Origin of the sequence: Paenibacillus sp. JSM ZJ436 (genome assembly GCF_044383795.1) — a bacterium.
Lineage (GTDB): Bacteria > Bacillota > Bacilli > Paenibacillales > Paenibacillaceae > Paenibacillus_AQ > Paenibacillus_AQ algicola.
Map to the genome: position 1 here is coordinate 159675 of NZ_JBISEO010000002.1, position 26284 is coordinate 185958.

The window sequence follows — 26284 nt, forward strand, 5'->3', positions numbered from 1 at the left end:
ATTGAGGTCTTCTCCCTCACCGGTCACCGCCTTCTAGCGCTTCAGCAACCCCCGCCGCTCCAGATAATCCTTCATATGCAGGCGCACCGGCTCTGCCAGGCGCTTGGCCATGAAGGCTGACCATCCCGCAGGCGGCTGGCCTCCTCCAGTACGTTCACTCATATAGGTGCGGTAAGCTTCATCATATATCTGCACCTGGCCTGCGATCCCGGAAGCATCATACTTGCCGTGATGCAGCACGCCCTTTAGCGGCAGCCGCGGACGCACGTCAGGCTGCTGGTCCGGATAGCCGACACACATCCCGAATACAGGGTATACCCGCTCCGGTAGCTCCAGCAGCGCTGAAATGCGCTCGATCTCATTACGAACGCCGCCGATATACACAATGCCCAGTCCCAGCGATTCTGCCGCTACAGCCGAATTCTGCGCAGCCAGTGCGGTATCTACCGTCGCAACAATAAAATTCTCCACCGAATCAATATAAGATTCCTGTTCTTCCATGTAAGGCTTTCCTGCCTGCTGCAATCGGTATAGATCTGCACACCACACCAGAAATACCGGACATTGCTCGATATAAGCCTGATGCCCTGCCAAAGCGGCTAGCTCACATTTCATGTCGGCATCCCGTATGGCAATGACGCTGTAGGCCTGTACGTTACTGGAGCTGGACGCCATCTGACCTGCCGCAATGATCTGCTCCAGCTGGTCGTCACTGACCTCTTTAGAGCTATACTTACGAATCGAGCGATGATTCATCAGCACCTCGATAGTTTCATTCATGTGAAATCACTCCCCTCTATACGGGATCAGCTATTCCAGAATTGCTGCTTCGTAGCCCTGCTCTTCAATTGCAGCAATAACTTCTGCCGGATTCACCGAGCCTTCATTGTATTCTACCGTGACGATTCCCGCTTCCAGATCCACCGTACCGGATACACCGGCCTCCTTCAACGCCGCCTGAATCGCGTTCACGCAGTGTCCGCAGGACATTCCTTGTACCTTTAATACCGTTTGCTTCATTATAAGATTCCTCCCGGATTATAAAATGGTTTAGAACCTCATAGTACTATACCCCCCTACTTTATGTAAAGGATTGTAGAACACCAGGCTCTGTCTAAAAAACCTGGCGAAAATCGCTGAAATGAGGATTTAAATCCCCAAAAATTGCTGATATAATGAACTGGAATATATTTCTCTTTGGCATCTGAGCATCTCTGACAATATTTTTTCTTTTTTTCTCGGCAACAAGAAGGATTTTCCTTTTTCAGGTCGAATTTCATTAATCACAAGCTTCATGAAGAAAATCGACGATAGAGGAAAGTGAGATTGTTATGGTTTTTGATGGCATTATCCTAGGTCTGATTGTCGGTATGATCCGGGGCGGTTTGAAGCAGGGACTCCATGCTTTTGGACAGCTCAAGCTGAAGGGCGGATGGATATTTCCGGTGCTGCTTCTGATTCAGCTAGTTATCTTTGCGGTGCAGGACCAATCCTCCTTCGTAGCCTCAATCAGCAGTTATGTATTTATGGGTATATACATTGTAGGTATGGCCTTCTTATGGATGAACCGTAATCAGCCGGGATTCGGCTGGATTCTGACAGGTGTCTTCCTTAACTTTCTGGTTATGGCCGTGAATGGAGGCCGGATGCCCGTGTCGCTGCAGGCAGCTTCCGTGCTGGATCCCTACTATGTGGACATGCTGAGTCAGGGCACAGTGATTACCAAGCATTACCTGCTTGATGAATCTACACGCCTTCCCTTCCTTGGCGACATTATTCCCTTATCTCCCCCGTATCCGAGAAGCCAAGCCATCAGCATTGGCGATATCGTAATGAACGTCGGGATCTTTATCTACATTGTCCAGCTCATGAGTGGAGACAAGAAGAAGGCGGAGAAGAATAAGCCGCTTGAAACAGGCAGCAGCGCCTAATCTTTGAGAACTACATAATTCACATACATCAGATCACTATGTAAAGGAGGGAAAAGACATGAAAAAAATCGAGAATGTTAAATATTCCCGTATCGTATTTAACGCAGTGATCGTAGCTTCCGTACTGGTTGCTCTGACTTCCGGCTTCAAATTCGTATAAGAATAAGATATACAAAAGAACAGGCTGATATCAGCCTGTTCTTTTGTATATCTCATTGTTTTGATTTGATTTATACTTTAAAATGTGGAGACACCATCAAGTATTCCGAGGAGAAACAGCCCATGTCGTTTTTAAAGCGGGAACGGACCCTGAAGATTAACTCCAGCCAGTGGTATTTCATTATTATTTCATTGTTCGGAATTATCGTATTTGGTTTAGTTAACAAGGCAGATTTTCTAAACTATTCCTTACAGGAATGGACGTGGCTTTATGCATTAACTGGCGCGACTCTAATTCTCGATTATTTCACTTTTCAGCTTCCTCCTAAAGGTAACGGTCAATCTATGGATTCTTCCGTTTACTTAGCCTGCATGTTTATTTATGGTCCTTCATTTGCACTTTCCGTATGTTTACTCACATTAATTATAGCTTCTATTTATCATCACGCCCCTTTCTGGAAAAATCTAGCTAACTTTAGTATTTATGTGTTAATGATCACCGGATCGTCATATATTTTTCAAATCACCGGCGGAAATACAGGTGGGCTCGAGAATGAACAAATTGTTTCATATCTCGCCGCTCTGACAACTTATTTTATAATCAATGTCTTAGTTATTGGCTTTTATTATGTAATTTTAATGAAGAGCACACTGTATGAAGCATTGAAGATCTTTTTCAAAGATATTATCGTCGTATATTTAAGCACTCTCATCTTGTCACTAGCTCTAACGATTTTAATTAGCAGTAATGGCGTATTTGGCTTAGCCCTCTTCATTGCACTCAGCACGATGCTCTCCTACTCCTTCAAGCAGCTGTTCACCATGTACAATGACATTCAGGAGAAGGCAACGCGCGACCAGCGAACAGGACTGTTCAATCATAGTTACTTCGAAAGTCTGCTGGATGAAGAGATTGTAAAGGCTTCCCAGAACGACACACCGCTGTCTCTGGTTATGATTGATATTGATGACTTCAAAAAATATAACGATCAGTTCGGCCATCTGAAGGGAGATATGCTGCTCGGATTTCTGGGCCATTTTCTCCATGAGGAGTGTGAGCCTGCAGAGGTCGTAGCCTCCCGCTTCGGGGGTGAAGAATTTACGATTCTGATGCCGGGGTACGATGAAGGCGCCGCCTCAGAGTTTGTGAACCGGCTGCGCAAGAAGCTGAATGACACGTATTATGAAGGAGTGGAAATCTTTCCTTCCGGCTGCCTGTCCTTCTCTGCCGGCATCGCCTCCCACCGGGTAGACATTCATGATAAAGCCCAGCTGGTGGATTTTGCCGACCAGGCCATGTACTATGCCAAGAAGCAGGGCAAGAACAATGTACATATCTATGGGTCCAGCTCCGCCAAGGAGCATGAGATTGATTTTGCCGAGGATGTACGGGATATTGAGCAGCAGCTGAAGCTGTTCCTGTACAAGGATGTTGACACCTTTAAGCACTCCAAGCGGGTCTTCCGCTATGCGATGGATATGAGTACGGTGCTGAAGCTCGACAGTGTGGACCGGCGGCATTTCATCCTGGGCGCGCTAATCCACGATATCGGCAAACTGGAAATACCATGGGGCATTCTTAACAAGAAGGGCAAGCTGACCGCCGAGGAATGGGAAACGGTGAAGAATCATGTCGTATGGGGCAAGCGCATCGCTGAAACGAACGAAAAGCTGAAGGAGCTGGTGCCGTTCATCGAGCTTCATCATGAGCGTTACGACGGCGGCGGCTATCCTCACGGCTACAGCGGCAAGCAAATTCCGCGCCTGTGCCGGATGCTGACGATCATTGACTCCTTCGACGCGATGACGACCGAACGGCCTTATCAGAAGACGAAGACCTACGAGGAAGGCATTGCCGAGCTGCGCCGATGCTCAGGCACCCAGTTTGATCCGGAGCTGACCGAGCTGTTTATCGGGTATATGGAGCAGCGTATGCTGGAGCAGCAGCAGCCGGCAGCCGGCATGGAATCCTCTTGACAGGACCCGAAGGGTTTCCCCGTTATGTTTGATTCTCCTCCAAAACAGGTAAAAAGGAGTATCAAACTAAACGAGGTGATTTCCATGCCACAATCTAATAAAAACCTTCCTCTGGATCACGGACCGGGTCATACCGACCATGCCGAGCAATATCCGACAGAGAAGGAGAGCCTGTTTGACAAGTTCAAAAGCGAAGAAACCGTGGACTCGATCCCTATGGAGGACCTGAACTTGGAGAAGCAGGAAGAGAAACGCAAGGACGGGACCTCCAAAGACAGCTCCTCCAGTGAGGACAAATATCACAGCGGCTTCTAAAAACAGCCTGGAAGCTGTCCGGCAGGATCAGCCCCTACTCTTTGGCTTCTCATATGACCAGCATTTTAGCAGCGGCTCCGTGTGTACGGAGCCTTTTTTTACGCCGCGCTATGGGGCTGGAGCGCCTGAAATTTAGGAAGAGAGGAAAGCCGGACTTTCTTTCCCGCTCCCGTTTCATTAAGATAAGAGATAGAACGAATATGATAAAAATGGAGTGGACAATTTGTTTTCCATCTGGTCCTTGAACCGCCTGAACCGCAAAGTGCTCCTGGGGCTCATTGTCATTGTGTTTCTATTGTCATGCCTGCTTGTTGCAGCCGGAGATTCCAAGAACCCGAGAACGGCTGTGATTGAAATGGAACAGCAGTATATGACCAGCGCCCTGCTGATCAGCCGTGACGGAGCCGGAGACGGCTCCAGCGCCGTTTCCGGGGTCATGCCCGGGGTTCCGTTAATGATCTTCGCCCTGATCCAGCTGTTCGGGGAGGAAGACACCGCCTTTACCGCATACCGGATCATCCAATGTATCCTGCATGCCGTTTCTGTCTATCTGGTATTCGTGCTGGCGAGGTACATGTTCAACACCACGACTGCACTGCTCGCTGCTATTATCTACGCCTTGTACTGGCCTGCCTACGGTCTCGCCCGGCTCATTCTGCCGGATATGACCATGCAGACACTGATGCTGCTGCTCGTATGCTCAGTAATTGCTGCATTAGAGCTGAGGCAGCTAGCCTGGTATGCAGCCGCCGGCGTGCTGACCGCCGCCGTTGCCTGCTTCAATCTGCAAGCACTGCTGTATCCCGGGGTATTCCTGATCCTGTGGTATATTTACAAAAGTCCGATGAGATACATACTATGGGGTACGCTCCTGATCGCCGGCGGCTATATCCTCGTGCTGTCGCCATGGTGGCTTAGCCTGCCGCGATTTCAGAAGCTGATGTATCTCCCAGGTCCCTGGAATCTCGCACCACTATGGCTGGAAGCCCGATTTATTGAAGGGAATCCGCTAGTGTATCTGTTCCGCAGTGTCTTTGGAGGTCTGTCCACACGGTACGCAGGCCGCTTCGCTGACCCTGACACCCGGCGGGTTGTGCAGTCCGCGCTCGACTTCGTGCGGCTGGTGCTGCTGTATGCCGGTGTGGCCGGCCTGATCTGGTCCGTATGGAAATACCGGCTTAAGCGACAGCTTCCGGTTCTGCTGACGCTGGGCTACTTCATCGCCGCGGAAGCGGCAGTTCCCAGCATTGACGGGACCGGCTTTCCGTACGGCGTATTTATTCTGCTATATACGGCTTTCCTGGCTAACAAAGCCGTCATTTATGGACATAAGACCAGTCTGCTACGCAGTCTGGAACGCAGCCGGTAAGGCTCGGCTTCGCTCGCAGCCGTGCCCAGGAGAGCCGCTGTCTTGATACTGGAAGATCACGTAGAAATGCATGTGCCTCAAGGGGTATAGCTAACAATGATACTTATGGGAGGTTATGAATGATATGAGCATTATGCCTTTAAACCGCCGGAATGTGCCGGCAAGCCGTCTCGTGCTGGGATGCATGGGGCTTGGCGGAGATTGGGATGAAAGCCCAATTACGTCTTTGCATCTCAAAGAAGCCCATGAAGCCGTGGATGCCGCTTTGGCTGTAGGAATCAACATGTATGACCATGCCGACATCTATACGCGCGGCAAGGCCGAAGAAGTGTTCGGCCAGGTCCTGAAGGAACGTCCCGAGCTTCGGGAGAGCATGATTATTCAGAGCAAGTGCGGAATCCGTTTTGCGGAGCAGAACGGGGTGCCGGGGCGCTACGACTTCTCCAAGGAGCATATCATTCATAGTGTGGACGGCTCTTTGAAACGGCTTGGCATTGAATACCTGGACCTGCTGCTGCTGCACCGTCCTGACCCGCTGATGGACCCTTCCGAGGTCGCGGAAGCGCTGGAGGATTTGAAGGCATCCGGCAAGGTTCGCCATTTTGGCGTCTCCAATATGCATGCCGGCCAGATTTCACTGCTGCAGGCCTATACGAAGGAGCCATTCATCGTTAATCAGCTGCAGATGAGTCTACAGCATCTGGGCTGGCTGGATGCAGGCGTTCATGTCAACCAGGAGGCTTTTCAGAACCATACGTTCCCGGCGGGCACGCTGGAATACTGTCAGCAGAACAACATCCAGATCCAGGCCTGGGGCTCTCTTGCCAGAGGCTTGTACACCGGACGAGCTGTGGAGCAGCTGCCCGAGGATATTCAAGAAACGGCTGCGCTGATCCAGCGCCTGGCTCAAGAGAAGGAGGCATCCCCGGAAGCCGTGCTTCTGGCCTGGCTGATGAAGCATCCGGCGGGCATCCAGCCGGTGATCGGCACCCGTAATCCGGACCGGATCCGCGCCTGCGGCGGTGCGGAGCTGGTTGAGCTGACGCGGGAGGAATGGTATTCCCTGTACGTAAGTGCGCGCGGCAAAGCTTTGCCATAAGCGGCATCCCGTACCGTTAAGAGCTGCACCTCCAGGACCACAAAATCCTGAGGGCAGCTCTTTTCTTTATGCTATTGGTCTATTGGTGCAGGCTTCCCGTCACGGTCTTCCTTGCAAGACATCAGCAATTTCCTTTGCCAGTCCGCTGCAATTCCGGTACACTGGGAGGGCTGTTTTTAAATTACAATGACAGGTGATTCACATATGACTCATTTCTTTAAACGACCCTTCGGCAGTCAGCGGCGTGACCTTCCCTTTGCAGGGCTGACCTCCTCCCGCAGCAGCCGCGAGCTGGTACGCAGTACAGACCGGGATGCTCCCTTCTTCCGCGGCCTGGAGGAGCAGGGGCTGTTCCTGAATGCAGCGCAGATTCAAGCGGTACGCCACGGAGAAGGCCCGCTGCTGACGCTGGCCGGAGCGGGCTCCGGCAAGACGTCCGTGCTGGTCAGCCGCGCCGGGCATCTCATTGCTGCCGGCGGAGCAGACCCCGGCTCCATCCTGCTGGTCACATTCTCCTCCAAGGCTGCAGCCGAAATGAAGGAGCGGATTCGGGCACTGCCGGGCATTCGTAATCGGGAGGCCGAGCAGGTAACAGCCCGGACCTTTCATTCATTTTTCCTGTACATTTTGCGCACGCGCGGCTACCGGCAGGAAATTCTGAGCAATACCAGGCATCAGCAATTCATCGTGAAGCGGATTTTGCGGGAGATGGGCCTTGCGGACCGCTATGAGGCCGAGACGCTGTTATCGCTGTGGTCCGCCTATCGCCTGAACATGGCAGGACTGGACGAGCTTCCGGCCAGCACCCCGGCAGAGGTGGAGACCCGGCAGGTTTTTGCCAGATATGAGACGTGGAAGGAAGAGCATGGCCAGATGGATTTTGACGATATTCTTGTCTGGGCCCACCGCCTTCTACAGAACGATCAGCCCCTGCTGCATTCACTGCAACGCCGCTTCCGTTATGTCATGGTCGATGAATTCCAGGATACCGGCCTGCTGCCCTATGAGCTCATCCAAATGCTTGTGAAGCCTCATCGCAATCTCATGGTGGTGGGAGATGACGATCAGACCATTTACAGCTTCAACGGCGCCCGGCATGAGTTTATTCTTCACTTTGACCAAGCCTTTCCCGGTGCCAGGGTCATTACCCTGGACATCAATTACCGCTCGCTGTCGAGCATTGTGGGGCTGGGCAATGAGATCATCCAGCACAACCAGCTGCGGCGCCCCAAAACACTGCAATCCACCCGAAAAAGCGATCAGGTTCCGCTCTACCTCCGCCCCAATGATCCGGATGAGGAGGCCTCGCTCCTGCTGAGCTCGATCCAGGAGGCCGTAAATGAGAACCGCAGACCATACGGGGATTACTGTATCCTGTACCGGACCTCACATAACAGCCGGGCCATATTCGAGCAGCTGGTGCTGGCGGGACTTCCGTTTATCCACTATGAGCAGAACGATCTGTTCTATGAGCAGTGGATGGTGAAGCCAGTGATGGAGCATCTGAGGCTGTCGCTCGATCGTCGCAATTTCCAGGCGCTGGGCGGGATTTTGCCAACGCTGTATATCAACCGGGAGAGAGGGATGGAGCATATCCTGCAGCAGGACACCCCCCGCCCTAAAAAAGGTCCCCTCTCCCATCTGCTCACCTTCCCCGGCTTGAAGGATTTTCAGATAGAGCAGGTTCGGGAGCGGTCGAAGCTGATTAAATCTCTGAAGCTCATGGAGCCGGCAGAAGCGATTCGGGAGATCCGGGTGCGGTTCTACGACAAATTTATGGAAGCCGACCGGGGCAAGGATCTGACGCTGCATAAGGAATTCATCCAGGAGGGACTGGATGAGCTGGAGGCGTCCGCCAAGCGGTTCAAGGATATTCCCTCCTTCCTTGCCTTCGTCGATGCATTGATTCAGGTTCACGGGGACATGATGCACCGCAAAAAGGATGAGCATGCCGACGCCATCAAGCTCATGACCATTCACAAGTCCAAGGGGCTGGAGTTTCCGGTGGTCTGCCTGATCGGCGCGTCTGACGGCATTCTGCCGCACACCTCCGCCCTGCAGGCTGCACAGCGCGACGACAGCCGCCCGCTCACGGCCCGGGAGCAGAAGGGCGACGAGGCGCTGGAAGAGGAGCGGCGGCTTGCTTATGTTGCCGTCACCCGCGCCCGTGATGAGCTGATCATCAGCTCGCCGGGCTATTACCGGGGACGGAAGATGGAGGTATCGCGCTTTCTTCAGAGCGTCTTCCACATCAAGGCGCAGCCGGAGAGCGGGGATGGGCGCACTGGCAGCGCCAGCGCGGGCAGCAGCGGCAGCCGGGCTGGCAGCGGCAGCCGGGCGGGCAGCAGCGGCCCGGCTGCCAGCGACGGTGCGGGCAGGCGCTGGGCGCTGCAGCGCACGGACGCCGCGGCCCCCGCTGCCGGGCGGCGCGGTGCGAAGCCGGCAGGCCGCGGCGCGGCGCAGGCCAGCGCGGCGCCGGTGACCCCGCAGCGGGCGCCGGCCGAGCCGGTCCGCGCGTGGGTGTGCAGCGGGGCCGGCTGCCGCGGCTGGCAGCGCATGGACCACCCGGCGGGCCCGAGCAGCGCCGCGGTCCCCGCTGGCAGCAAGGCCTGCCCGCTGTGCGGCGCGCCCATGCAAGCGGGCATGAAGCAGGCAGCCAAGCGATAACCGTCGCCTGCGTCACATCCCGCACTGATGCATCCCAAGCCAGAGGCCAGCCGCCTCTGGCTCTTTAGTTTAGCTGGCCCCGAGCAGCAACCTCCCCTTCGCCCCAGCGTTTTCCTGTTTTTCCTGTTCGACTTGCCATGCTTATCCTGGAAGGGCTAAAATAGAGACAGCACGTTGCTTTATATACCACTATATACATACAAAAAAGGAGCCGCAACGAATGAATGCACAGCAAAGCCATATCAAGCTGGTCGTCACCGCGCTTCTGCTCGGTATTCTGATGTCCGCGATGGATAACACGATTGTAGCGACGGCCATGTACACCATTGTGGAGGATCTCGGCGGGTTTGATCAGATCGTATGGGTTACCTCAGCCTACATGGTTGCCGTCATGGCCGGTACCCCGATCTTCGGGAAACTGTCGGATATGTATGGACGGAAGCGCTTTTTTGTATTCGGTCTGTTGATTTTCCTGCTCGGCTCGGCGCTGTGCGGTCTGGCGGACAGTATGATGCAGCTGATCATCTTCCGAGCTATTCAGGGTATCGGCGGCGGTGCCTTGATGCCGATTGCCTTTACGATTGTGTTCGATTTATTTCCGCCGGAGAAGAGAGGACGGATGACGGGACTGCTCGGCGCTGTCTTCGGCACATCCAGCATTCTGGGGCCGCTGCTCGGCGCTTTTATTACAGACAGCATCGGCTGGGAGTGGGTCTTTTATGTCAATCTCCCCATCGGGCTAGTCTCCCTCGTGCTCATTCTCGTCTTCTATAAGGAAACCCTGTCCCGGGTTCAGCAAAAAATCGACTGGACCGGTGCCGCAACCCTCGTCGGCGCGATCATCTGCCTGATGTTCGGTCTGGAGCTGGGAGGTCAGGCGTATGCATGGGACTCTATTCAGATCCTGAGCCTGCTCGGGGGCTTTCTGTTGCTCTTCTTTCTATTTATCTGGGCAGAGAAGCGGGCGAGTGAGCCGATCATTTCCTTCAACATGTTCCGCAAGCGTCTGTTTGCCGCCAGCAATGCTGTCGCGCTCTGTTATGGTGCAGGCTTTATCGTCGCCACCGTCTATATCCCGATCTTTATCGCCGGGGTTTATGGAGGCTCTGCGACCGACTCCGGCTTGATGCTGATGCCGATGATGCTGGGCAGTGTAGCCGGAAGTCAGATCGGCGGACTGCTGACGACCAAGACTACCTTCCGCAACATCATGATCCTCTCGGTCATCTGTTTTGTCACCGGCCTCTTTGCATTAAGCACGCTGTCGCCGGACACGCCGCGGGGCTGGCTCACGGTTTATATGATCCTGACAGGCTTCGGTGTGGGCTTCTCCTTCTCCGTGCTCAGTATTGCGTCGATTCACAATTTTGAAGCGCGTCAGCGGGGAGCTGCCACTTCAACCAACTCGTTCCTGCGCTCGCTCGGGATGACGGTCGGCATTACAGTGTTCGGCATTATCCAGCGCAATGCCCTGACGAACCGCCTGGCGGATACCGCTTCCCAAGCCCCGGGCAGCCTGCCGATCGATTCAGAGTTTACACCGAGCACTGAGGCGCTCCAGCAGCTGCCGCCGGAGGCTCGGGAGCTCGTGACCGGTCTGCTGGCCGACTCCATCACTCAGGCCTTTGCCTGGGCGCTGGTTCCCGCAGGACTGGCCGTATTCTTCGTGCTTATGATGGGGAAGGAACGGGTTCAGGTGAACAAGAAGCCGGCCATGTCCGGCTCATAGTGGATGGACATAGGCGCAATGAATACGACAAAGAGAGGCCTTGCGGACTTCCCCGCAAGGCCTCTCTTCTTGCTACACTTCTTCTCTTGCTTAGATCTTGCACAGATCTTGCTTAGAAGAGGAATTCGTCCGGGTTCGGACCAAAGCGCTTGTTCTCGTTCAGGCTGTCCAGCTGTGCCAGATCCTCTGCTGAAAGCTCGAAATCAAAAATATCTCCGTTCTCCCGAATCCGGTGCTCCTTCACGGATTTGGGAATAACGATAATGCCATGCTGGAGATCCCAGCGCAGAATGATCTGGGCCGGAGTCTTGCTGTATTTTGCAGCCAGCTCGGTAATGACCGGATGATCCAGGCGACCCTGCATCAGCGGGCTCCAGGCTTCCAGCACAATGCCCTGCTCCTGGCAATATTGAAGCAGCTCCTTCTGGCTGTTCAGCGGGTGCAGCTCAACCTGGTTTACGGTCGGTACGACACCGGAATCCTCGATAATATCCCGAAGGTGATGAATCTGGAAATTGCTGACCCCGATCGAACGCACCAATCCCTGCTCCTGCAGATAGATGAGCGCCTTCCAGGTTTCCTTGTACTTATCCTTCCCCGGCCAGTGGATCAGGTACAGGTCTACATAATCCAGTCCCAGCTTCTTCAGACTGGTTTCACAAGCCTGAAGAGTCGCTTCATACCCCTGATCATCATTCCATACCTTCGTGGTAATGAACAGCTCCTCACGCGGCACGCCGCATTCGCGGATGGCCTGTCCTACCCCTTCTTCATTGCCATAAATGGCCGCAGTATCAATGCTGCGGTAACCGGCCGCAATGGCAGACTTTACCGCGTGGATGACTTCTTCGCCTTCCTTACTCTTGTATACGCCGAGGCCCAGCCACGGCATCTGAACGCCGTCACGCAGCGTAGGCCCTTCATTCAAAACAGGATGCTCCGGATGAGTCATAGTCAATTCCTCCTAAAGGCAAGTTGGATTCGGCAGGCAAGTGCCGCCTATATAGTATACTCCTTCCGGCGGAACGTCTCAAATGTACCTCTATGACCCCTCCGCAGCGTTAGCCTCAGTCTCTGTCACCTACATCGCTGCCGCCGCTAGAGCTACGGGCTCAAGGTCACATCGAAGGCAGACCCGGCAGCACCCAGGAATACGATGGAGCCGTTCTCTGGCAGCTTCACCGCCTGGTTACCGGAGATGATGGAATAATACAGACATGCCCCTTGCCCGTCATAAACGGCGAATGCGCTATGAAGCGGAAGCGCCACCTTCATCGCCTTACCGGCCGCCGCAGCCGGAATCGTAAACCAGCGGGCATAGCCGTCATTACCGATCGTCACCTTCGACCGCTTGCCGGCATACAGCCCCTTGATGCTGTCTCCGCTCACGAACAAGGTTCCGGCTGCTTCCAGATATTCTTTGCCCTGCTGCTTGTAGAAGCTGAAATCCATCGTATCCCGGCTGCCCACGCCCGGCACCTCATGCTGACTTCGCGCAGTGTTCGGACCCGTAATCTTCTTGTCGAGCAGATAGCCCTTCATACTGGGGTCCCGCACAATGGCTATGGAAGGCTCCTGCAAAAAATAAGCCATGGAGCTGTACTTCTCGTTCAGCGGATAATATTTCAGTCCTTCCCGCTGCTCCCACGCGGCAGCCGAAGCTTCATCCAGCTTGTGGCTTTGAAGCTTTTCGCCTGAGTATAGTGATGTTGCCATCTGCCCCAGTCCCGGTGCGGATGCATATTCCTGAACCCAGATGTACGTGCGGCCGTTACTTTCCGTTACGAACGTAATCTTCACTGTGCCCTCATCATTCAAAAAGCTGCCATCCTTCGTGTACACATACTCTTGTGCGGGAAGCTCCGGCATAATGGGCATAGTCAGAATCAGACGTCCCTCTTCCTTCACCGTTGCCTGAAGCACCTGATTTGTGGAGACATAGCGGCCGGCAACATCCATAACCTCTTTCGGCATCGGTGCAGGCACCGGCTTGCCGAAGGATTTCTCCGGCTGGATGGCTTGAATCTCCCCCTCCGCTTTCAGCTGCTGGAGCAATAGCTCGCTCGCCATGATCTGGTTCAGCGCGCTGCTGCCGCCAGAGGACAAGACGGCCGCTGCCATATCATGCTCCGGAAGAACGATGAGAGAAGCGTGGTACACAATCGCATCGCCGCCTTTGGCTAATGCCTGAATACCGTAATTCTCGAACGGGAACAGCCGTACACTATCCCACCCCAGTCCATAATCGATAGAATTATCGGCATCCTTCGGCCACATCCCTTTCTTGTACTCCTCCTGTGCCATGATCTTGGCAGAAGAGAAGGACAAGACGGATTCCGCCCCGCCTGTAAACACCTTGGAGAATTTCACTAAATCCTCCGCTGTGGAGTAAATCCCGCCGGTGCCAATCGCATTGACAACTGCATCCGGAAGCTGGACATCAAAGCCGGGGTAAAAGATTCCCGCCCGTGCAGTGTCCTCTAGCTGATCCTGAGGAGTCTTCGTATGCTCCAGCTTCAGGGGCTCCGTAAAATGCTGATGAATAAAGGCCGTAAAGGATTGACCGCTAACGCGTTCAACCAGAAGCTCCGCCAGCGTAAAGCTGTCATTGCTGTAAACCGAATAGGCCCCAGGCTGTGCCTTCAATGTCTGCTTCGAAAGGTTGCTCAACAGGTTGTCATGCGCAGCCGTATCATGATCTTCAAACAAAAAAGCGTTAGCCAGCGTGGACCCATGCAGGCCGGAGGAATGATTAAGCAGCATACGCGGCGTGATCTGCTTATACCGCTCATCCTTCATCGTGAAATCCGGCATATACTGGATAAGCGGAGTGTCCAGCTGAAGCTTGCCCTGTTCCACCAGCTTCATAACGGACGCGGCGGTAAACATTTTGCTCGTCGAGCCGATCCCGTACATCGTTTGCGGCGTTAACGAAATCTGGCCTTCTGCATCATGGATGCCGCTGACCCCCGATAACACCAGTTCCTCTCCATCCAGAAGCGCATACTGTACACTTGTTACACCGTACTGCTCTGTCAGCAGCGACGCTTTCTGGGATGCCAGAGTCTCCAGCTTCGAGGCAGCCTCCGTCTGCGAGACCTGCTTCTGATCTTCAGCCGCCATCGCGCCTGGCGACAGGAGCGGATTGAGTGTGAGTGTAACCGATAATGATAGCAGCCACAGCCATTTCTTCTTCAACCTAACAACCTCCTCAGCAAATTTTTCCTTACTTAGTACGGTTCAGTCATCCAATCGGTTCAAAAAAAATAAAAACCGGATTTTCTGCGAATAAAAGCAGAAAATCCGGCTCTTCTTGCCGGCACAAGCGTCCCCTTGATTGCCGGTCTTATCTTACGCGCTTAAATATACCTACGGCCAGCAGGATGCATGCCACGATAAATACATACGGTCCGCTGCCGGCAGCATTCACACTGCTGCCCAGGAAATCTACAGACTTTGAAGAAATATAAATGATGCTGAAAATAACACCTGCAGCTGCCAGTATATACCCCAGCAGCTTGTTCAGGCGCTGCTCGCGGATCACCACGATCAGCGGATACAAAAACAACAGAAAGAAAAACACGGCGCCCTGCCCGAACCCGTTCTGGGAAGCGAACCCGATATCCACCCAGTCAAAAAATAAAGATACAAATGCTGCACAGGCTGCAATAAAGATCAGTTTACCGCCTATATCCCACTTCTGAAAATTCACTACAATAGCCTCCTATGTACGTTCATGTCGTTTAGCCGGGGACTGGCCTTATTTCGACAAATATAGGTCTATTATACCAAAATTTTCAGCGATTTGGTAGGATTTTAGGCAGGGTTTCGACCGATTAGGACCCGTTAGGAAGGAACGATTAGGACTCCAGACGGCGTGTTGACTGGTCAATAAAGGTCGTCTTGGATGCAGCGCTCTCGCGGCGGCCTTCCTTCGGCGTCATGTCCGGCTCTCCGATGTAAAGGAAGCCGAGCATTTTATCCCGTTCTCCCAAGCCAAAGGCTTCGTTCACCTGTGGCTTGTAGCAGAAATCACCGGTTCTCCATACCGCGCCAAGACCCAGGCCATGGATTTCGAGCAGCATGTTCTGAATCGCAGCGAACGCAGCCCCGTATTCCTCCAGCTCAATCACTTTAGGATCATCGGCTGGCGCGACAGCAACACCAATCACCAGTGGAGCCCGGTAGGCTCGGCCGATCGCTGCTTCGCGGGCTGCAGCCAGCTCCTCTTCACTTTTGTCTTGAGCACTGGCTTCGGAAATATCAGCCATGACATGGCCCAGCAGGTCACGTCCACCGCCGGTCATGACGAAGAACCGCCAAGGCTCTGTATGTCTATGCGTCGGGGCCCAGGTTCCTGCCTCCAGAATCTGCTCGATCTTGTCCTGCGAAATCGGTGTATCCTGCACCTTGCCGATACTGCGGCGAGTTCGGATCGCTTCATGAATATTCATACGTTAGCCTCCTCGAAAATCGTTATACAATTAGCTTCTATTGTATCAAATAAAGGGCGCTCCTCATAGGGGAGCCGGACAAGGACACATACGAACACAAAAGCTTGTCTGATCAAAATGTTGTCGCCAAAATTTGCAGAAAAGCCCTTGCAATTACCCCGGAACCCTTTATAATAAAGATAAACATACCTGATAATGATTATCATTACCGAGTCAGTGAGCATCAAGAGCTTCCACGCTGATCGGTATGAATTCCAAACATAAAGGAGAACCGGATCCCCTATGAGAGAGCACCCTCGGCGTACAAACCTGCAGGTAGACGATTACCTGGATCTGTTGAATCTAGCCATTCAGCTCGGTGATCTGAAGTGGCAGAAGGAAATTACACGCAAGATGGAAATGAACCTGAAGCCTGTAACCCCGGCTTAATTGAAATATAGATGTGGTAGATAAGAACCGGATGCCTCGCGGCTTGAATGCGCGGCATCCGGTTTTTTTTGCAGGACAATTTAAAGACGGCCTGCACCGCAGGCCGATCCCTCGTTAACGCACCTGGTCCTGATTCTGATCCAGATTCGGCTTGTTCACATAGTGGTACATAAAGGCCATAAATACACTGCCGCCAATCAGGTTCCCGAGCGTCACCGGCACCAAATTGTAGACGGCTCCAGAGAGCGAGATGGTGTCCGGATGATCCACGACAAGCGCAATGGCGAAGGTACACATATTTGCGATGCTGTGCTCATAGCCGGAGATGAAGAAGCAGAATACGAACAGCATCATCGCAAACAGCTTGGGCCCGTCAGACTTCATCCCCATCGGGATGAAAAAGGCCAGGCAGACAAGCCAGTTACACAGGATTCCCCGGAAAAAGAGCTCTGTCCACGGCGTATGCATCTTTTTATCGACAACAGACAGCAGAAATCCATTCACCTCAGGAGCATGAAATAATCCTGTGAGATAGATCAGCAGTGCAAATACGGCCGCGCCGACAATATTGCCGAAGTAGCTGGCCACCCACAGCTTGATGGTATCGACCCAGCGGAGCTTTCGCCGCAGCGTACCGTAGGTGTAATAGAATGCATTTCCTGTAAACAGATCCCCGCCCCCGAAGGCGATGAGAATAATAGCGGCCCCAAACGTCAGCGCAGCCATAGGGTACATGGCCGGAGAGTCCACCGCGTAAAAATAACTGCCTGTTCGGAAGGCCACAATGACCCCGAAGCCGATAAACATACTGGCTAACGCCGAGCGCGCCAAATAACGAAGGGGACTTTGCTGAAACAGCCTCATTTTCTTGAGGGCCAGCTTCTCCACTTCATAAAGTGATTGAGTTTCCATGGTGCCACATCCTTTAGCTTCATTCCCATTATCTGATCTTCAACGACCGACTCCTAGTCACAGTATACCTAAATTCTCCCATCTAAACTGTGATATAGTTCACAATTCAGGAAGGATCAGGTTATGCCGCCGATCCAGGATTGCTGCATCAAAAAAAGGCGCGAACCGCAGACCTCCGTCTCCGGCTCACGCCTTTTATATGAAACAGTCATTACGCACCCGAAGCGGGCCCGCTTTAGCCAAGCCTACTTGTCGTTGTTTTCGTTCTCACTGTTTTCCAGCTTATTCTCATGCTCCATCTGATACTTCTCCCGCATCAGCTTCTGCATGATAAACTTCTCCTGCCCATTCAGGCCTTCCTGATTGTCCTGCAGAATCATGTTGTCGATGTTGCGTTTCAGCACCTCATTTTGCGTATTCAAAATACGGTTCCTCCTTTGGAATTTATGCGATTTTCCGCATGTTTTTATACATAACCCCTAAAATAGGGGATCATGTAATAACTAACCGCTGCCGTCTATTTTGTAACGGTCTTGCGTTCGTCAGACGATGCGGGAGTCGTACATTTTCGAAAAGATACCGACCGTATCTGCGCCGCTTTCGTGGCCCTAGCCGCTATTTCCGATCAATCAGAATCCCTTTGCCAAGTGATTTTTGCTTCTTATTCGTATTGACGAGTAAGGGCAGCATCCTGCTTTCCTTCTCCATCGGAGACTGGCAGAGCTGACATACCGGCTCTGTTGCAAAAGCAAAGTCATCCCGGATCCATCCCTTGCAATCATCCTTAGTACAGGACCACACCTCGGTCATTTCCTCCGGCACAGCTTCCATCGCATTCTTGCGCGAATACATGAGTACGCCTCCTTGTCCCGTCTTGCGAATATTGGCTTTCATCCTGGTTATACAGCTCACCAGAACCTGAAAACAAAGCTGCCCTTAATGTCACACATTAAGGGCAGGCGTTGTTACATTATTACAGCTTTACCACGTTTTCAGCTTGTGGTCCGCGGTTTCCTTCAACGATGTTGAATTCTACGCGTTGACCTTCGTCCAACGTTTTGAAGCCGTCGCCTTGAATCGCGCTGAAGTGAACGAATACATCGTTACCGCCTTCAACTTCGATAAAGCCGAAGCCTTTCTCTGCATTAAACCATTTAACAGTTCCTGTTTGCATAGTAGTGTACCTCCTTTAAAGATTTACATGACCTTTTTTACTTCGTTAACGAATAAAAAAATTCACATATTGTACAAGGTTATTCATCATATAACAACCCTCTACAATGTGTGATTTCAGGTCGCTCTAGTGATACCTATATTATCACACCTAACGTGTGTTGGCAAGGTGAAGCGTAATTCCGTGAGCAATTTATAAACTTATCTTATGCAAATATTGCCTGAAATATAACTTGTTCTCCTAAAAAAGGCGGCGTCTGCCGCCCCTTCCCTCATTGCCTTAGCTCCTCCAGCGTTTCTCTCCAGCGGGCCAGCACCTCCTCCGGCTGCTTAAGCCGGTAGGTTACGCCACATACAATATCGGCGTAAGGAGCCTGGTCCTCCCGGATGGCCTCTATCCTGGCCTCGAAGCGCTCTCGCGGATGCCGGGCGGAAGCCAGCGTAGCCAGATGCACAAGGACGAGGCGGATGTAATACATTTTTGCCCCGTGAACCAGTACGATCGTCGCTTTACCCGTCCGTATCACATTCCCGGTCGTCATCGTTCCCGGCCAAAGCGCCAGCCGCAGCACGTCCTCCTGCAGGGCGATTATCTCCCCGGCACCGATCATTGCACAATGCGGCCAGCCGTCCTCACACTGCGTGAGCAGCTGGATGCCTTCGCCCTGTTTCTCCTCCAGGTTCTCTCCATCCAGCAGACGGCACAGCTGCTCTGGAAGCTTGATTGAATGAGACATGACTCTCTCTCCCCGTGGTATTCATATTCGTTGACGTTATTTTACCAATTCAGATATGTCAATTTCAACAGACCCTGTCACGGGGTAATGACTTAGCAAAATCACATCCTGCGGGAGGTAGCTCTTATGAAAGCAATATGGCGCATTCCGGGCATCGTGCTGATCCTTTTGGTTTTGTCCGGTTGTTCTCTTTTGGAAGATGTAGATCAATCTTTGGATTACAGTGATGAGGCGACCCGGTTCGTGAATGAAACGGTGGCGTTTGCCAACCAGGTTCCACAGCTGGCAGAGGAGGCTGCGAACAACAGTGAGATTTTGCAGCAGCTGAAGGAGCGGCTTGGGGACATGAAGCAGAGCATCTCGGAGTTTAACGGACTGGAGGCTCCCTCTTTTGCACAGGATTTTCATGACCAGCTCACAAGCTATAACGACACACTTAGCGGCCAAATTGACGAGTACTCCACTCAGCTCGAGAACGGCGTGACAAATTTTGAGAACACCAAAATGGCCGATACGCTGGGGCAGATCGAAGGCGCCTTAAGTGAGCTGGGCAACTTCGGAGAAGGGGAATAATCTTGGAGTATTAATGGAGCGAAATCAAGAACAAGAGCAGGCTATCGATGCAGATAGCCTACTCTTGTGTTGCGCGCGAAAAGTCATTTGACAAGTAGTCTCAAATGCGTGGCGAAGCCTCTTGAAAAATGAGGAAATTACAGTATTAACCACCACAATTACGCCTCCGGATACATCTCCTGCAAATACGCTACAGAATGCTGGATCATCTTGCGCAGAACAGACTCGTCAATGTCTGCCAGCTTGTTTACATATACACAGGATTTGCCGGTGGTATGCTTGCCCAGCTGCTCCAGCAGCGCCTCTCGTTCCGGCTCACAGGCGGACAGGTACAGACTGATCTTCGCCTTGCGCGGAGAGAAGCCCACCAGGGGCGCATCTCCTTCGTGGCCGGTTGCATACTTGTAATGGTAAGAACCGAAGCCAATGATGCTCGGCCCCCACATGACAGGAGGATACCCGGTTGTCTCCGCAAAAATATCTAACAGCCGGTAGGCATCCTCTTTTTTCTTCGGATGGTCTACAGCCTCTATAAATTCAATAACATTCTCGTCACTGGGGAGGGTCTTTTGCTCGTACATGGGCACGGCTCCTCTCGATTATAATGGTTCCTGCCTCTTATGCCCGCTTCTGGTCAGCCGATGCTCTTCAAGGTCCCTATCAATTGACCCCTGTAGGCGGGATGGATCACGAACTGGGGCTGGGATCGGGATTGATTCTGGAATAGGGCGGGTAGCCGCAGATGAACCGGGATCAAGCCTGTCCGTTAACGCGCGGGACTGCTGCCCCCGCTGCCTGCAGCCGGATGCCGGACTGCTGCAGGGCGCTATGAATCTTCTTCGCAAAAGCGGCGGCATGCTCGCCGTCTCCATGAATACAGACCGTGTCTGCACGGATGGAGACGTCGATGCCCTGCTGTGACAGCACCTTGCCTTCGTCAATCATCCGAATGACCTGAAGCACCGCCTCATCATCGTTAGTAATCAGGGCATCCGGCAGGCGCCGGGACGTAAGCGAGCCGTCTACCTGGTAGGTACGGTCCGAGAATACCTCGCTCGCGGTTCGCAGACCTGCCCGCTCTCCTGCGGCAATCAGCTCACTGCCGGCCAGACCGAACAGCATGAGGCCGGGATCCACCGCATACACGGCTTCCGCTACCGCCTCCGCGAGCTTCGGCTGGTACGCTGCCATATTGTACAATTCGCCATGCGGCTTCACATGCTGCATGGCTCCGCCTTCAGCGCGGATAAAGCCCCACAGCGCGCCGATCTGGTATACGACCAGATCATAAGCCTCCTGCGGCGTAATATCCATTCGCCGGCGGCCAAAGCCGGCCAAGTCCTGCAGGCCGGGATGCGCGCCCAAGGCGGCTCCTTTGTCCAGCGCCATCGTCACCGTCCGGCGCATCGTTGCTGCATCCCCTGCATGAAAGCCGCAGGCGATATTGACCGAGGTTACGTACTCCATCAGCTCCTCATCAGAGCCCAGTGTATACGCACCGAAGCTCTCACCCATGTCACAGTTCAGATCTACTCTCTTCATCATGCCCCTCCTCTACCGCCTGAATTGCAGTACAATGCTCTGTTCTAATTGCCTCAGCCTCAGCTCTGCCTGAAGCAGGAGCTCCTGGGCCTCCTGCAGAGTGACCCGCTGAAACCGTACCCGGCAGCCCGGCTTTCCCTGCGCCAGCAGCGGCAGATCGGCAGTAATCACCTGACCGGCTCTGGGGTAGCCCCCGGTCGTCTGCCGATCAGCCATCAGCACGATGGGATGGCCGTCCGGGGGCAGCTGCACGGTGCCAAACGTGACCGGCACTGATGCCAGCTCCCTGGAAATGCCCAGCCGCAGCGGCTTGCCGGCCAGACGGCAGCCCATCCGGTCCGATTGCGGCTGCAGCGTGAACGTTCCAGAGAACAGCTCTCTTTGGCTCTCCTCCTCCAGCCAGTGCAGTTCAGGACCTTCCAGAAGGCGCAGCACGGGATACTCTTCATACTTCGGCAGCAGCGTCTCCGAGATCCGCCAGCTCACCGTCCCAAACTGCGCCTCCCGGTCCATTCCTTTCAGGATTGCGGTCAGCAGAGGCTCTATTGCTTCGTCCCTTGCCCCGACGGGCAAGACATCTCCGGCCCTAAGCGCTCTGCCCTTCAGGCCGCCGAGGCCGGCTCGGAGATAGGTCGAGCGGCTGTTCATGACGAGCGGCACATCCAGTCCGCCGGATATCGCCAGAACCCCCCGGCAGCCCCGCTTCGGGGCATCCACGGTAAGAGTACTGCCCGCCGGCACATATACCGGCCGCCACAGCGGCAGCGGGGAGCCGTTGATGTGCGCGCGGAAATCGCCGCCGCAAATCGCAATCAGCGCGGCATCCTGAAATTCAAGCACCGGGCCCAGCAGCGTCATCTCCAGCGCCGCGTACCCCGGGGGATTTCCTACCAGCAGGTTACCTGCCCGATGGGCAAAGGTGTCCATCGGGCCGCTGACCACGACGCCATACTGCTGAAAGCCATAACGCCCGCTGTCCTGAATCGTCGTCAGGAGTCCGGGCCTGTGTACATGAATGCTCATGGTGACGTTCCTTCCCATGTCTCGTATTCCCGTCGCGTGATAGGGTAGAACCGGAGCATGTCGCCTGCCTTCAGAAGCGCCGGAGGCTGCCGGTCGGGGAGGAACAGCGCTGCCGGCGTCCGGCCAATCAGCTGCCAGCCGCCCGGGGTGCTGATGGGGTACACTCCGGTCTGCTCTCCCGCTATGCCTACAGAGCCCGCAGGGACGAAGAGCCTAGGTGTCGCTTTACGCGGAGCGGCAATCCGCCGATCCATGCCTCCCAGATACGGAAAGCCCGGAGCGAAGCCCAGCATATGCACCTGATACGGCACCCCGTGATGAATAGAGATCACCTCCTCCACGCTCAGTCCACTCAGCGCTGCGACCTCTTCCAGATCAGGACCGAATTCCCCACCGTAGCATACAGGAATGTAGACCACGCTTTCAGGGGGCACCTGCTGCTCTTGCTGAGTCTGCACGAGAGCGTCAAGTTTCCCCACAACGATCTCATAGGGAAGAAGAGTCCCGCTCCCGAGTGCCTGACCTTCGGCCTCCTTATACACCAACACGGGATCATAGATCACGGTCACGGAGGTGAATGCCGGAATGTATTCCACCATGCCCTTTAAGGGCTGCTCCGCCAAAGCTCGTGCCAGCATGCGTACTCCGGCGCGGACGACGCTGTTGTTCTCCTTCCCGAAGGAAACGACGACCGCATGGTCGCCTTCAGGCTGAATCTGTATTTGCTGCAAGCGCCTGCCTCCTCTCCTGACCCTCCATAGATAGGTACAGCATAGCATAGCAGGGACGGAGACGTCAGCCGCATTAAAGGCTCTTTCAGCATCAGAAAAAGCCCCGGCTCCCACCCTTCCAGGGAACCGGGACTCCTATACAACACTGCTCTGCAGCTTCAACAATCACCATATTTGAAGACCGTCCCCATCACGGATGACGCCGAACCATAGGCGTGATACGCTTCCTCCGCCGCTTGTACAGGAACGATACGCGAGATGAGCGGCTTTATATCGATCCGCTTCTCGGCGAGAAGACGGATGAACTCCGCCGTATTGCGCCCTTCCGTCCAGCGTACGAAGCCGATGGGGTAGTCCTTGTTGTCCAATTCATAGCCAGTGTCATAGCGTCCGGGGCCTCCCGCACGCGAGATGAGCACCTGGGCTTCCTTCCGGAACATCTTGCCCCGGCTGAAATTCATCGTCAGATCACCGACCATGACGACCTTGCCCTTATCCATAATCCAGTCCAGCGAGGCGTTAATCAGCTCTTCGCCGGGACCGCCGGCGCAGAGCAGCACAGCGTCCGCCCCGTGACCACCTGTGAGCGTGTCCACGGCCTTCTCCAGCTCTTCCTGCGTGTCATAAGTATGGATTATGCGTTTCTTGAGGCTGTCTGCCCGCTCCGGATTGAGATCATAGCCAAGCACCTGATAGGCGGCTGCAGAAGATATCTGAGCGATGATTTGGCCCAAGATGCCCAGTCCGACGACGACGACCGATTCGCCGAAGCGCAGATCGGCCGTCCGCAGCGCATGAATGGCAATGGCGCCCAGGCCTGCAAAGGCAGCCTCCTCCAAGCTGACCTCATCCGGAACTGGAGCGACCAGATTGGCCGGAACTCCAAGCTCCTCTGCATGACGCACATACGGCGCCCCGTAACAGGCGACGCGCTGTCCAAGATGAAGACGACTTACCCCTTCTCCGAGCTCTGTCACGATGCCGGCGGCACTATAGCCGATCACAATCTGCTTCTCCGAAGCCCGGCGGATAAAGGTCATCTCCGTTCCCGGACTGATGGCCGAATACACGGTTTGTATCCGTACATGCCCTGCTGGCAGGGCTGGACGCTCTACCTCGGCCAGGCTCACCTTTCCATGCTGTGTAGCAACTGCTTTCATCGTATGGCTCTCCCTTCTCCACCCTGCTCCGCGGCTTTCTTCCGGTACTCGCTGGGAGATACACCGCAATATTTCTTAAACGTGGTTGTGAATGTCGATGAGTTCGTGTACCCCGTCTTCTCGCCGATCTCGGCAATACTGAGGTCAGAGTGCTTGAGATATTCCCTGGCATGAGACAGCCGGACCTTGTTCAGGTATTCCACAAAGTTCACGCCAAAGGTTTTCTTGAAATAGTTGGAAAAATACTTTGAGCTGGTCTCCAGCACCTCCGCCATATGATCCAGGTACAAATTCTCCATATAATGAAGCTCGATATATTGAGAAATAAACGCCGGATCCAGCTTGCTGCGGGAATCCACACTGCGCATCGCGCCGATGCGGCGCAGCCCTTCCTGCAGCGTCTCCCGGACAGACTGGGCATGTCCCGACTCCTGCAGCCGTCTCATCACCTCGGTTTCAAGCCGGAACAGCTCATAGCGACTCCCCTCCGTGACATCACCCTGCCGGAGCATCACATACATCATGCTCTTGGCCATATGCACCAGCTGATGATGCTGAATATGGCGCTCCGTGTATTCCTCAATGACGTCATCTACGAGCTCCGCGGCCTCATCCTGCTTGCCTGCCAGCAAGCAGTTCGACAGCTTCTCGATCTTGTGGAGCGGAAAATGGATTTCCGCGGCCTGAAAGCTCGCTTCCGCATCAATCAGCGTCTCCCGGCCTCCGGCATCCCGGTACTCAAAGCCCGCCTGGATTTCCTGGTAGGCATCCCGGCAGTTCACAATCTTGGACTCATACACCCGGCTGACACAGCCCTGAAGCCGGAAGCCCTGCAGCTCCTGCCGCTCCGCCTCCTTCAGGACCATCTCCAGAGTGCGCAGCAGCTGCCGCCGCCCTGCCGGCAGCTCTACAGAGAGCAGCAGCAGAAATTTCAGATGGTCCTCATGAAAGACGACAGCCTGCTCCAGCCCCTGCACCACCGCTTCCCGAAGGCGCGCTGTCACCTCTTCCATCGTAAGCTCCGGCGCGCCTCCCGGCGCTGCAGAGGTCAAGTGGACAGAAGCCATCATGAAATACCTGCGCTGAAACCAGTCCGCATAATGATTCTGGAGCTGGATTTCGTACTCCCTGGAGTGGGAGTAGCCCTCCAGCATCTGCAGAAAGACGCCCCGCTGAATTTCGGCGTCCACCAGCTGCATCTGATTTTTGAGAGATTCGTTCTCCCGCTGGATCTTCACAATGCCGCTCTGGATTTTCACAAAATCATTGCCCTTCAGATTGGAGCTGCCCAGCAGCTGCGCGATATTGCGGACCGGCCGGTACAGATAAATGCTCAGCAGAATTGACAGCAGTCCCGCAAGCACAATAGCTCCGTACATAATGAGCTGGTTCGCACTCGTGACCGAGCCGATATTCTGGAACTGATAGGGCAGCTTGTTAATGTAAATAAAGCCGTTATAGTCCGATTTGTAGAAGTTATACTCGAAATCCTCCCGCTTGAGCGAGCCCTCACTGGATGGATTGAAGTAGACATCGTTCAGGATATCCACCAGATCCAGATTTTTCTCCGTACTCAGAATGAGATTGCGGTCACCATCCATAACGATCAGCGAGGCCCCGGGAATCATTCCCTTGAGGTCGATGCTGTTCAGCAGCCGGTTCACATCAATGAGCACCATAAGCTTCTTGCTGGACATACTCAGCCGGCTGCTGTCTACCGCAACGATCAGCTCTCTCTTCGTGCTGGAGTCAATCTCCTTGTACGTCTCTGCGGGAAAGACCGTGAAATCATGCTCCGAGCGGATAAAGTTCTGCCAGAACACGGAATTGTACTTGAGGTTCGTATACTTCCGGTCGAACAAGGCTTCCATGCTGCTGGTGCCTTTGGGTGTAATGACGAGCTTGTAATCGTACGTAATCATGGCATTTTCCACAAAATCCATCGTCGATACCATCCGCGCCAGGCTGTCCTCCAGCGACAGCACCTTCTCCATATCCGTCTGCCCGCTGCTGTTCGTAATCTGATTGAACGGCAGCGCGTGGATGTTAAACATCAGGTTATTGATCGAGGTGAAGCTGGCGTCAAACGACTGGATAATGTTGCGGATGACCATCCGGTTGTTCTCCGTCACTTTTTCATAGATGCCGGAGATGGAGTTTTTGTAAACCATATAGTTGAAGATAAACATGATGCCGACGACCAGCTGCAGAGCGAAAAAAATCTGTAGCAATCCTCTGTTCGCGATCAATCGATTCAAATGGATCACCTCTCTTGATGCCATTCCTTATTAACACCATGTTATA

Annotated in this window: 26 protein-coding genes; 9 read left to right on the plus strand and 17 right to left on the minus strand. The window is 53.9% G+C overall.

Going from position 1 to position 26284, the window contains the following annotated elements:
- Window positions 1-33: 33 nt before the first annotated feature.
- Entirely contained in the window at window positions 34-780 is a 747-nt protein-coding gene (gene nfsA, locus ACH6EH_RS03080) for an oxygen-insensitive NADPH nitroreductase (protein WP_397331068.1), read from the minus strand.
- A gap of 30 nt (window positions 781-810) precedes the next feature.
- Window positions 811-1020 (minus strand): cation transporter, encoded by a 210-nt coding sequence (locus ACH6EH_RS03085; RefSeq protein ID WP_397331069.1) that lies wholly within the window; start codon window positions 1018-1020, stop codon window positions 811-813.
- A 311-nt stretch (window positions 1021-1331) separates the two neighbouring features.
- Between ACH6EH_RS03085 and ACH6EH_RS03090 the strand changes: the two genes are divergently transcribed.
- The 7 genes from ACH6EH_RS03090 to ACH6EH_RS03120 all read left to right on the plus strand — a co-directional run bounded on the left by ACH6EH_RS03090 (window position 1332) and on the right by ACH6EH_RS03120 (window position 11246).
- Entirely contained in the window at window positions 1332-1931 is a 600-nt protein-coding gene (locus tag ACH6EH_RS03090; RefSeq protein ID WP_397331070.1) for a DUF5317 domain-containing protein, read from the plus strand.
- A gap of 282 nt (window positions 1932-2213) precedes the next feature.
- Window positions 2214-4067 carry a bifunctional diguanylate cyclase/phosphohydrolase gene (locus ACH6EH_RS03095; RefSeq protein ID WP_397331071.1) on the plus strand — a complete coding sequence of 618 codons (1854 nt, stop codon included), beginning with the start codon at window positions 2214-2216 and terminating at the stop codon, window positions 4065-4067.
- Window positions 4068-4151: 84 nt separating this feature from the next.
- A complete protein-coding gene (locus ACH6EH_RS03100; RefSeq protein ID WP_138224265.1) occupies window positions 4152-4382 on the plus strand; it encodes a hypothetical protein in 231 nt (76 codons plus the stop codon).
- 214 nt (window positions 4383-4596) lie between these two features.
- Complete coding sequence (locus ACH6EH_RS03105) at window positions 4597-5751, plus strand: ArnT family glycosyltransferase (protein WP_397331072.1); 1155 nt, start codon at window positions 4597-4599, stop codon at window positions 5749-5751.
- Between the two features lie 124 nt (window positions 5752-5875).
- Complete coding sequence (locus ACH6EH_RS03110; RefSeq protein ID WP_138224264.1) at window positions 5876-6850, plus strand: aldo/keto reductase; 975 nt, start codon at window positions 5876-5878, stop codon at window positions 6848-6850.
- Window positions 6851-7054: 204 nt separating this feature from the next.
- Complete coding sequence (locus ACH6EH_RS03115) at window positions 7055-9517, plus strand: UvrD-helicase domain-containing protein (RefSeq protein WP_397331073.1); 2463 nt, start codon at window positions 7055-7057, stop codon at window positions 9515-9517.
- 220 nt (window positions 9518-9737) lie between these two features.
- A complete protein-coding gene (locus ACH6EH_RS03120) occupies window positions 9738-11246 on the plus strand; it encodes an MDR family MFS transporter (RefSeq protein ID WP_397331074.1) in 1509 nt (502 codons plus the stop codon).
- A 112-nt stretch (window positions 11247-11358) separates the two neighbouring features.
- On the opposite strand, the gene ACH6EH_RS03125 is transcribed toward ACH6EH_RS03120, so the two are convergent.
- From ACH6EH_RS03125 to ACH6EH_RS03140, 4 genes are all read right to left on the minus strand, one after another.
- Entirely contained in the window at window positions 11359-12198 is an 840-nt protein-coding gene (locus ACH6EH_RS03125; RefSeq protein WP_397331075.1) for an aldo/keto reductase, read from the minus strand.
- Between the two features lie 152 nt (window positions 12199-12350).
- A complete protein-coding gene (locus ACH6EH_RS03130; protein WP_397331076.1) occupies window positions 12351-14444 on the minus strand; it encodes a serine hydrolase domain-containing protein in 2094 nt (697 codons plus the stop codon).
- A 148-nt stretch (window positions 14445-14592) separates the two neighbouring features.
- The gene (locus ACH6EH_RS03135) at window positions 14593-14958 is read right to left on the minus strand and encodes a hypothetical protein (protein ID WP_233281104.1); all 366 of its coding nucleotides are present in this window, start codon (window positions 14956-14958) and stop codon (window positions 14593-14595) included.
- A 148-nt stretch (window positions 14959-15106) separates the two neighbouring features.
- On the minus strand, window positions 15107-15700 hold the full coding sequence (locus ACH6EH_RS03140) for a nitroreductase family protein (protein ID WP_397331077.1): 594 nt from the start codon (window positions 15698-15700) through the stop codon (window positions 15107-15109).
- A 282-nt stretch (window positions 15701-15982) separates the two neighbouring features.
- Here ACH6EH_RS03140 and ACH6EH_RS03145 point away from each other — a divergent pair, with 282 nt between their 5' ends.
- Window positions 15983-16129 (plus strand): hypothetical protein, encoded by a 147-nt coding sequence (locus ACH6EH_RS03145; RefSeq protein ID WP_208203574.1) that lies wholly within the window; start codon window positions 15983-15985, stop codon window positions 16127-16129.
- 114 nt (window positions 16130-16243) lie between these two features.
- On the opposite strand, the gene ACH6EH_RS03150 is transcribed toward ACH6EH_RS03145, so the two are convergent.
- From ACH6EH_RS03150 to ACH6EH_RS03170, 5 genes are all read right to left on the minus strand, one after another.
- A complete protein-coding gene (locus ACH6EH_RS03150; protein WP_397331078.1) occupies window positions 16244-17041 on the minus strand; it encodes a formate/nitrite transporter family protein in 798 nt (265 codons plus the stop codon).
- Between the two features lie 245 nt (window positions 17042-17286).
- Window positions 17287-17463: a hypothetical protein gene (locus ACH6EH_RS03155; protein ID WP_397331079.1), complete on the minus strand. Its 177-nt coding sequence runs from the start codon at window positions 17461-17463 to the stop codon at window positions 17287-17289.
- 193 nt (window positions 17464-17656) lie between these two features.
- Window positions 17657-17935, minus strand: coding sequence for a cold-shock protein (locus ACH6EH_RS03160; protein WP_397331080.1), 279 nt, complete (start codon window positions 17933-17935; stop codon window positions 17657-17659).
- 79 nt (window positions 17936-18014) lie between these two features.
- Window positions 18015-18215 carry a cold-shock protein CspD gene (cspD, locus tag ACH6EH_RS03165; RefSeq protein ID WP_006207896.1) on the minus strand — a complete coding sequence of 67 codons (201 nt, stop codon included), beginning with the start codon at window positions 18213-18215 and terminating at the stop codon, window positions 18015-18017.
- Window positions 18216-18486: 271 nt separating this feature from the next.
- Window positions 18487-18951 (minus strand): pyridoxamine 5'-phosphate oxidase family protein, encoded by a 465-nt coding sequence (locus ACH6EH_RS03170; RefSeq protein WP_397331081.1) that lies wholly within the window; start codon window positions 18949-18951, stop codon window positions 18487-18489.
- 126 nt (window positions 18952-19077) lie between these two features.
- Here ACH6EH_RS03170 and ACH6EH_RS03175 point away from each other — a divergent pair, with 126 nt between their 5' ends.
- Window positions 19078-19524 carry a DUF6376 family protein gene (locus tag ACH6EH_RS03175; RefSeq protein ID WP_397331082.1) on the plus strand — a complete coding sequence of 149 codons (447 nt, stop codon included), beginning with the start codon at window positions 19078-19080 and terminating at the stop codon, window positions 19522-19524.
- 158 nt (window positions 19525-19682) lie between these two features.
- Here ACH6EH_RS03175 and ACH6EH_RS03180 read toward each other — a convergent pair whose 3' ends face one another.
- The 6 genes from ACH6EH_RS03180 to ACH6EH_RS03205 all read right to left on the minus strand — a co-directional run bounded on the left by ACH6EH_RS03180 (window position 19683) and on the right by ACH6EH_RS03205 (window position 26238).
- Window positions 19683-20105 carry a DUF1801 domain-containing protein gene (locus ACH6EH_RS03180; protein WP_397331083.1) on the minus strand — a complete coding sequence of 141 codons (423 nt, stop codon included), beginning with the start codon at window positions 20103-20105 and terminating at the stop codon, window positions 19683-19685.
- Between the two features lie 172 nt (window positions 20106-20277).
- On the minus strand, window positions 20278-21066 hold the full coding sequence (locus ACH6EH_RS03185) for a LamB/YcsF family protein (RefSeq protein ID WP_397331255.1): 789 nt from the start codon (window positions 21064-21066) through the stop codon (window positions 20278-20280).
- Between the two features lie 12 nt (window positions 21067-21078).
- Window positions 21079-22089, minus strand: a complete 1011-nt coding sequence (locus ACH6EH_RS03190) for a 5-oxoprolinase subunit C family protein (protein WP_397331084.1) — start codon at window positions 22087-22089, stop codon at window positions 21079-21081.
- A complete protein-coding gene (gene pxpB / locus ACH6EH_RS03195) occupies window positions 22086-22811 on the minus strand; it encodes a 5-oxoprolinase subunit PxpB (RefSeq protein ID WP_397331256.1) in 726 nt (241 codons plus the stop codon). The genes ACH6EH_RS03190 and pxpB overlap by 4 nt, the downstream gene beginning before the upstream one ends.
- A gap of 167 nt (window positions 22812-22978) precedes the next feature.
- The gene (locus ACH6EH_RS03200; protein WP_397331085.1) at window positions 22979-23980 is read right to left on the minus strand and encodes a zinc-dependent alcohol dehydrogenase; all 1002 of its coding nucleotides are present in this window, start codon (window positions 23978-23980) and stop codon (window positions 22979-22981) included.
- Window positions 23977-26238: a helix-turn-helix domain-containing protein gene (locus tag ACH6EH_RS03205; RefSeq protein WP_397331086.1), complete on the minus strand. Its 2262-nt coding sequence runs from the start codon at window positions 26236-26238 to the stop codon at window positions 23977-23979. The genes ACH6EH_RS03200 and ACH6EH_RS03205 overlap by 4 nt, the downstream gene beginning before the upstream one ends.
- Window positions 26239-26284 lie beyond the last annotated feature (46 nt).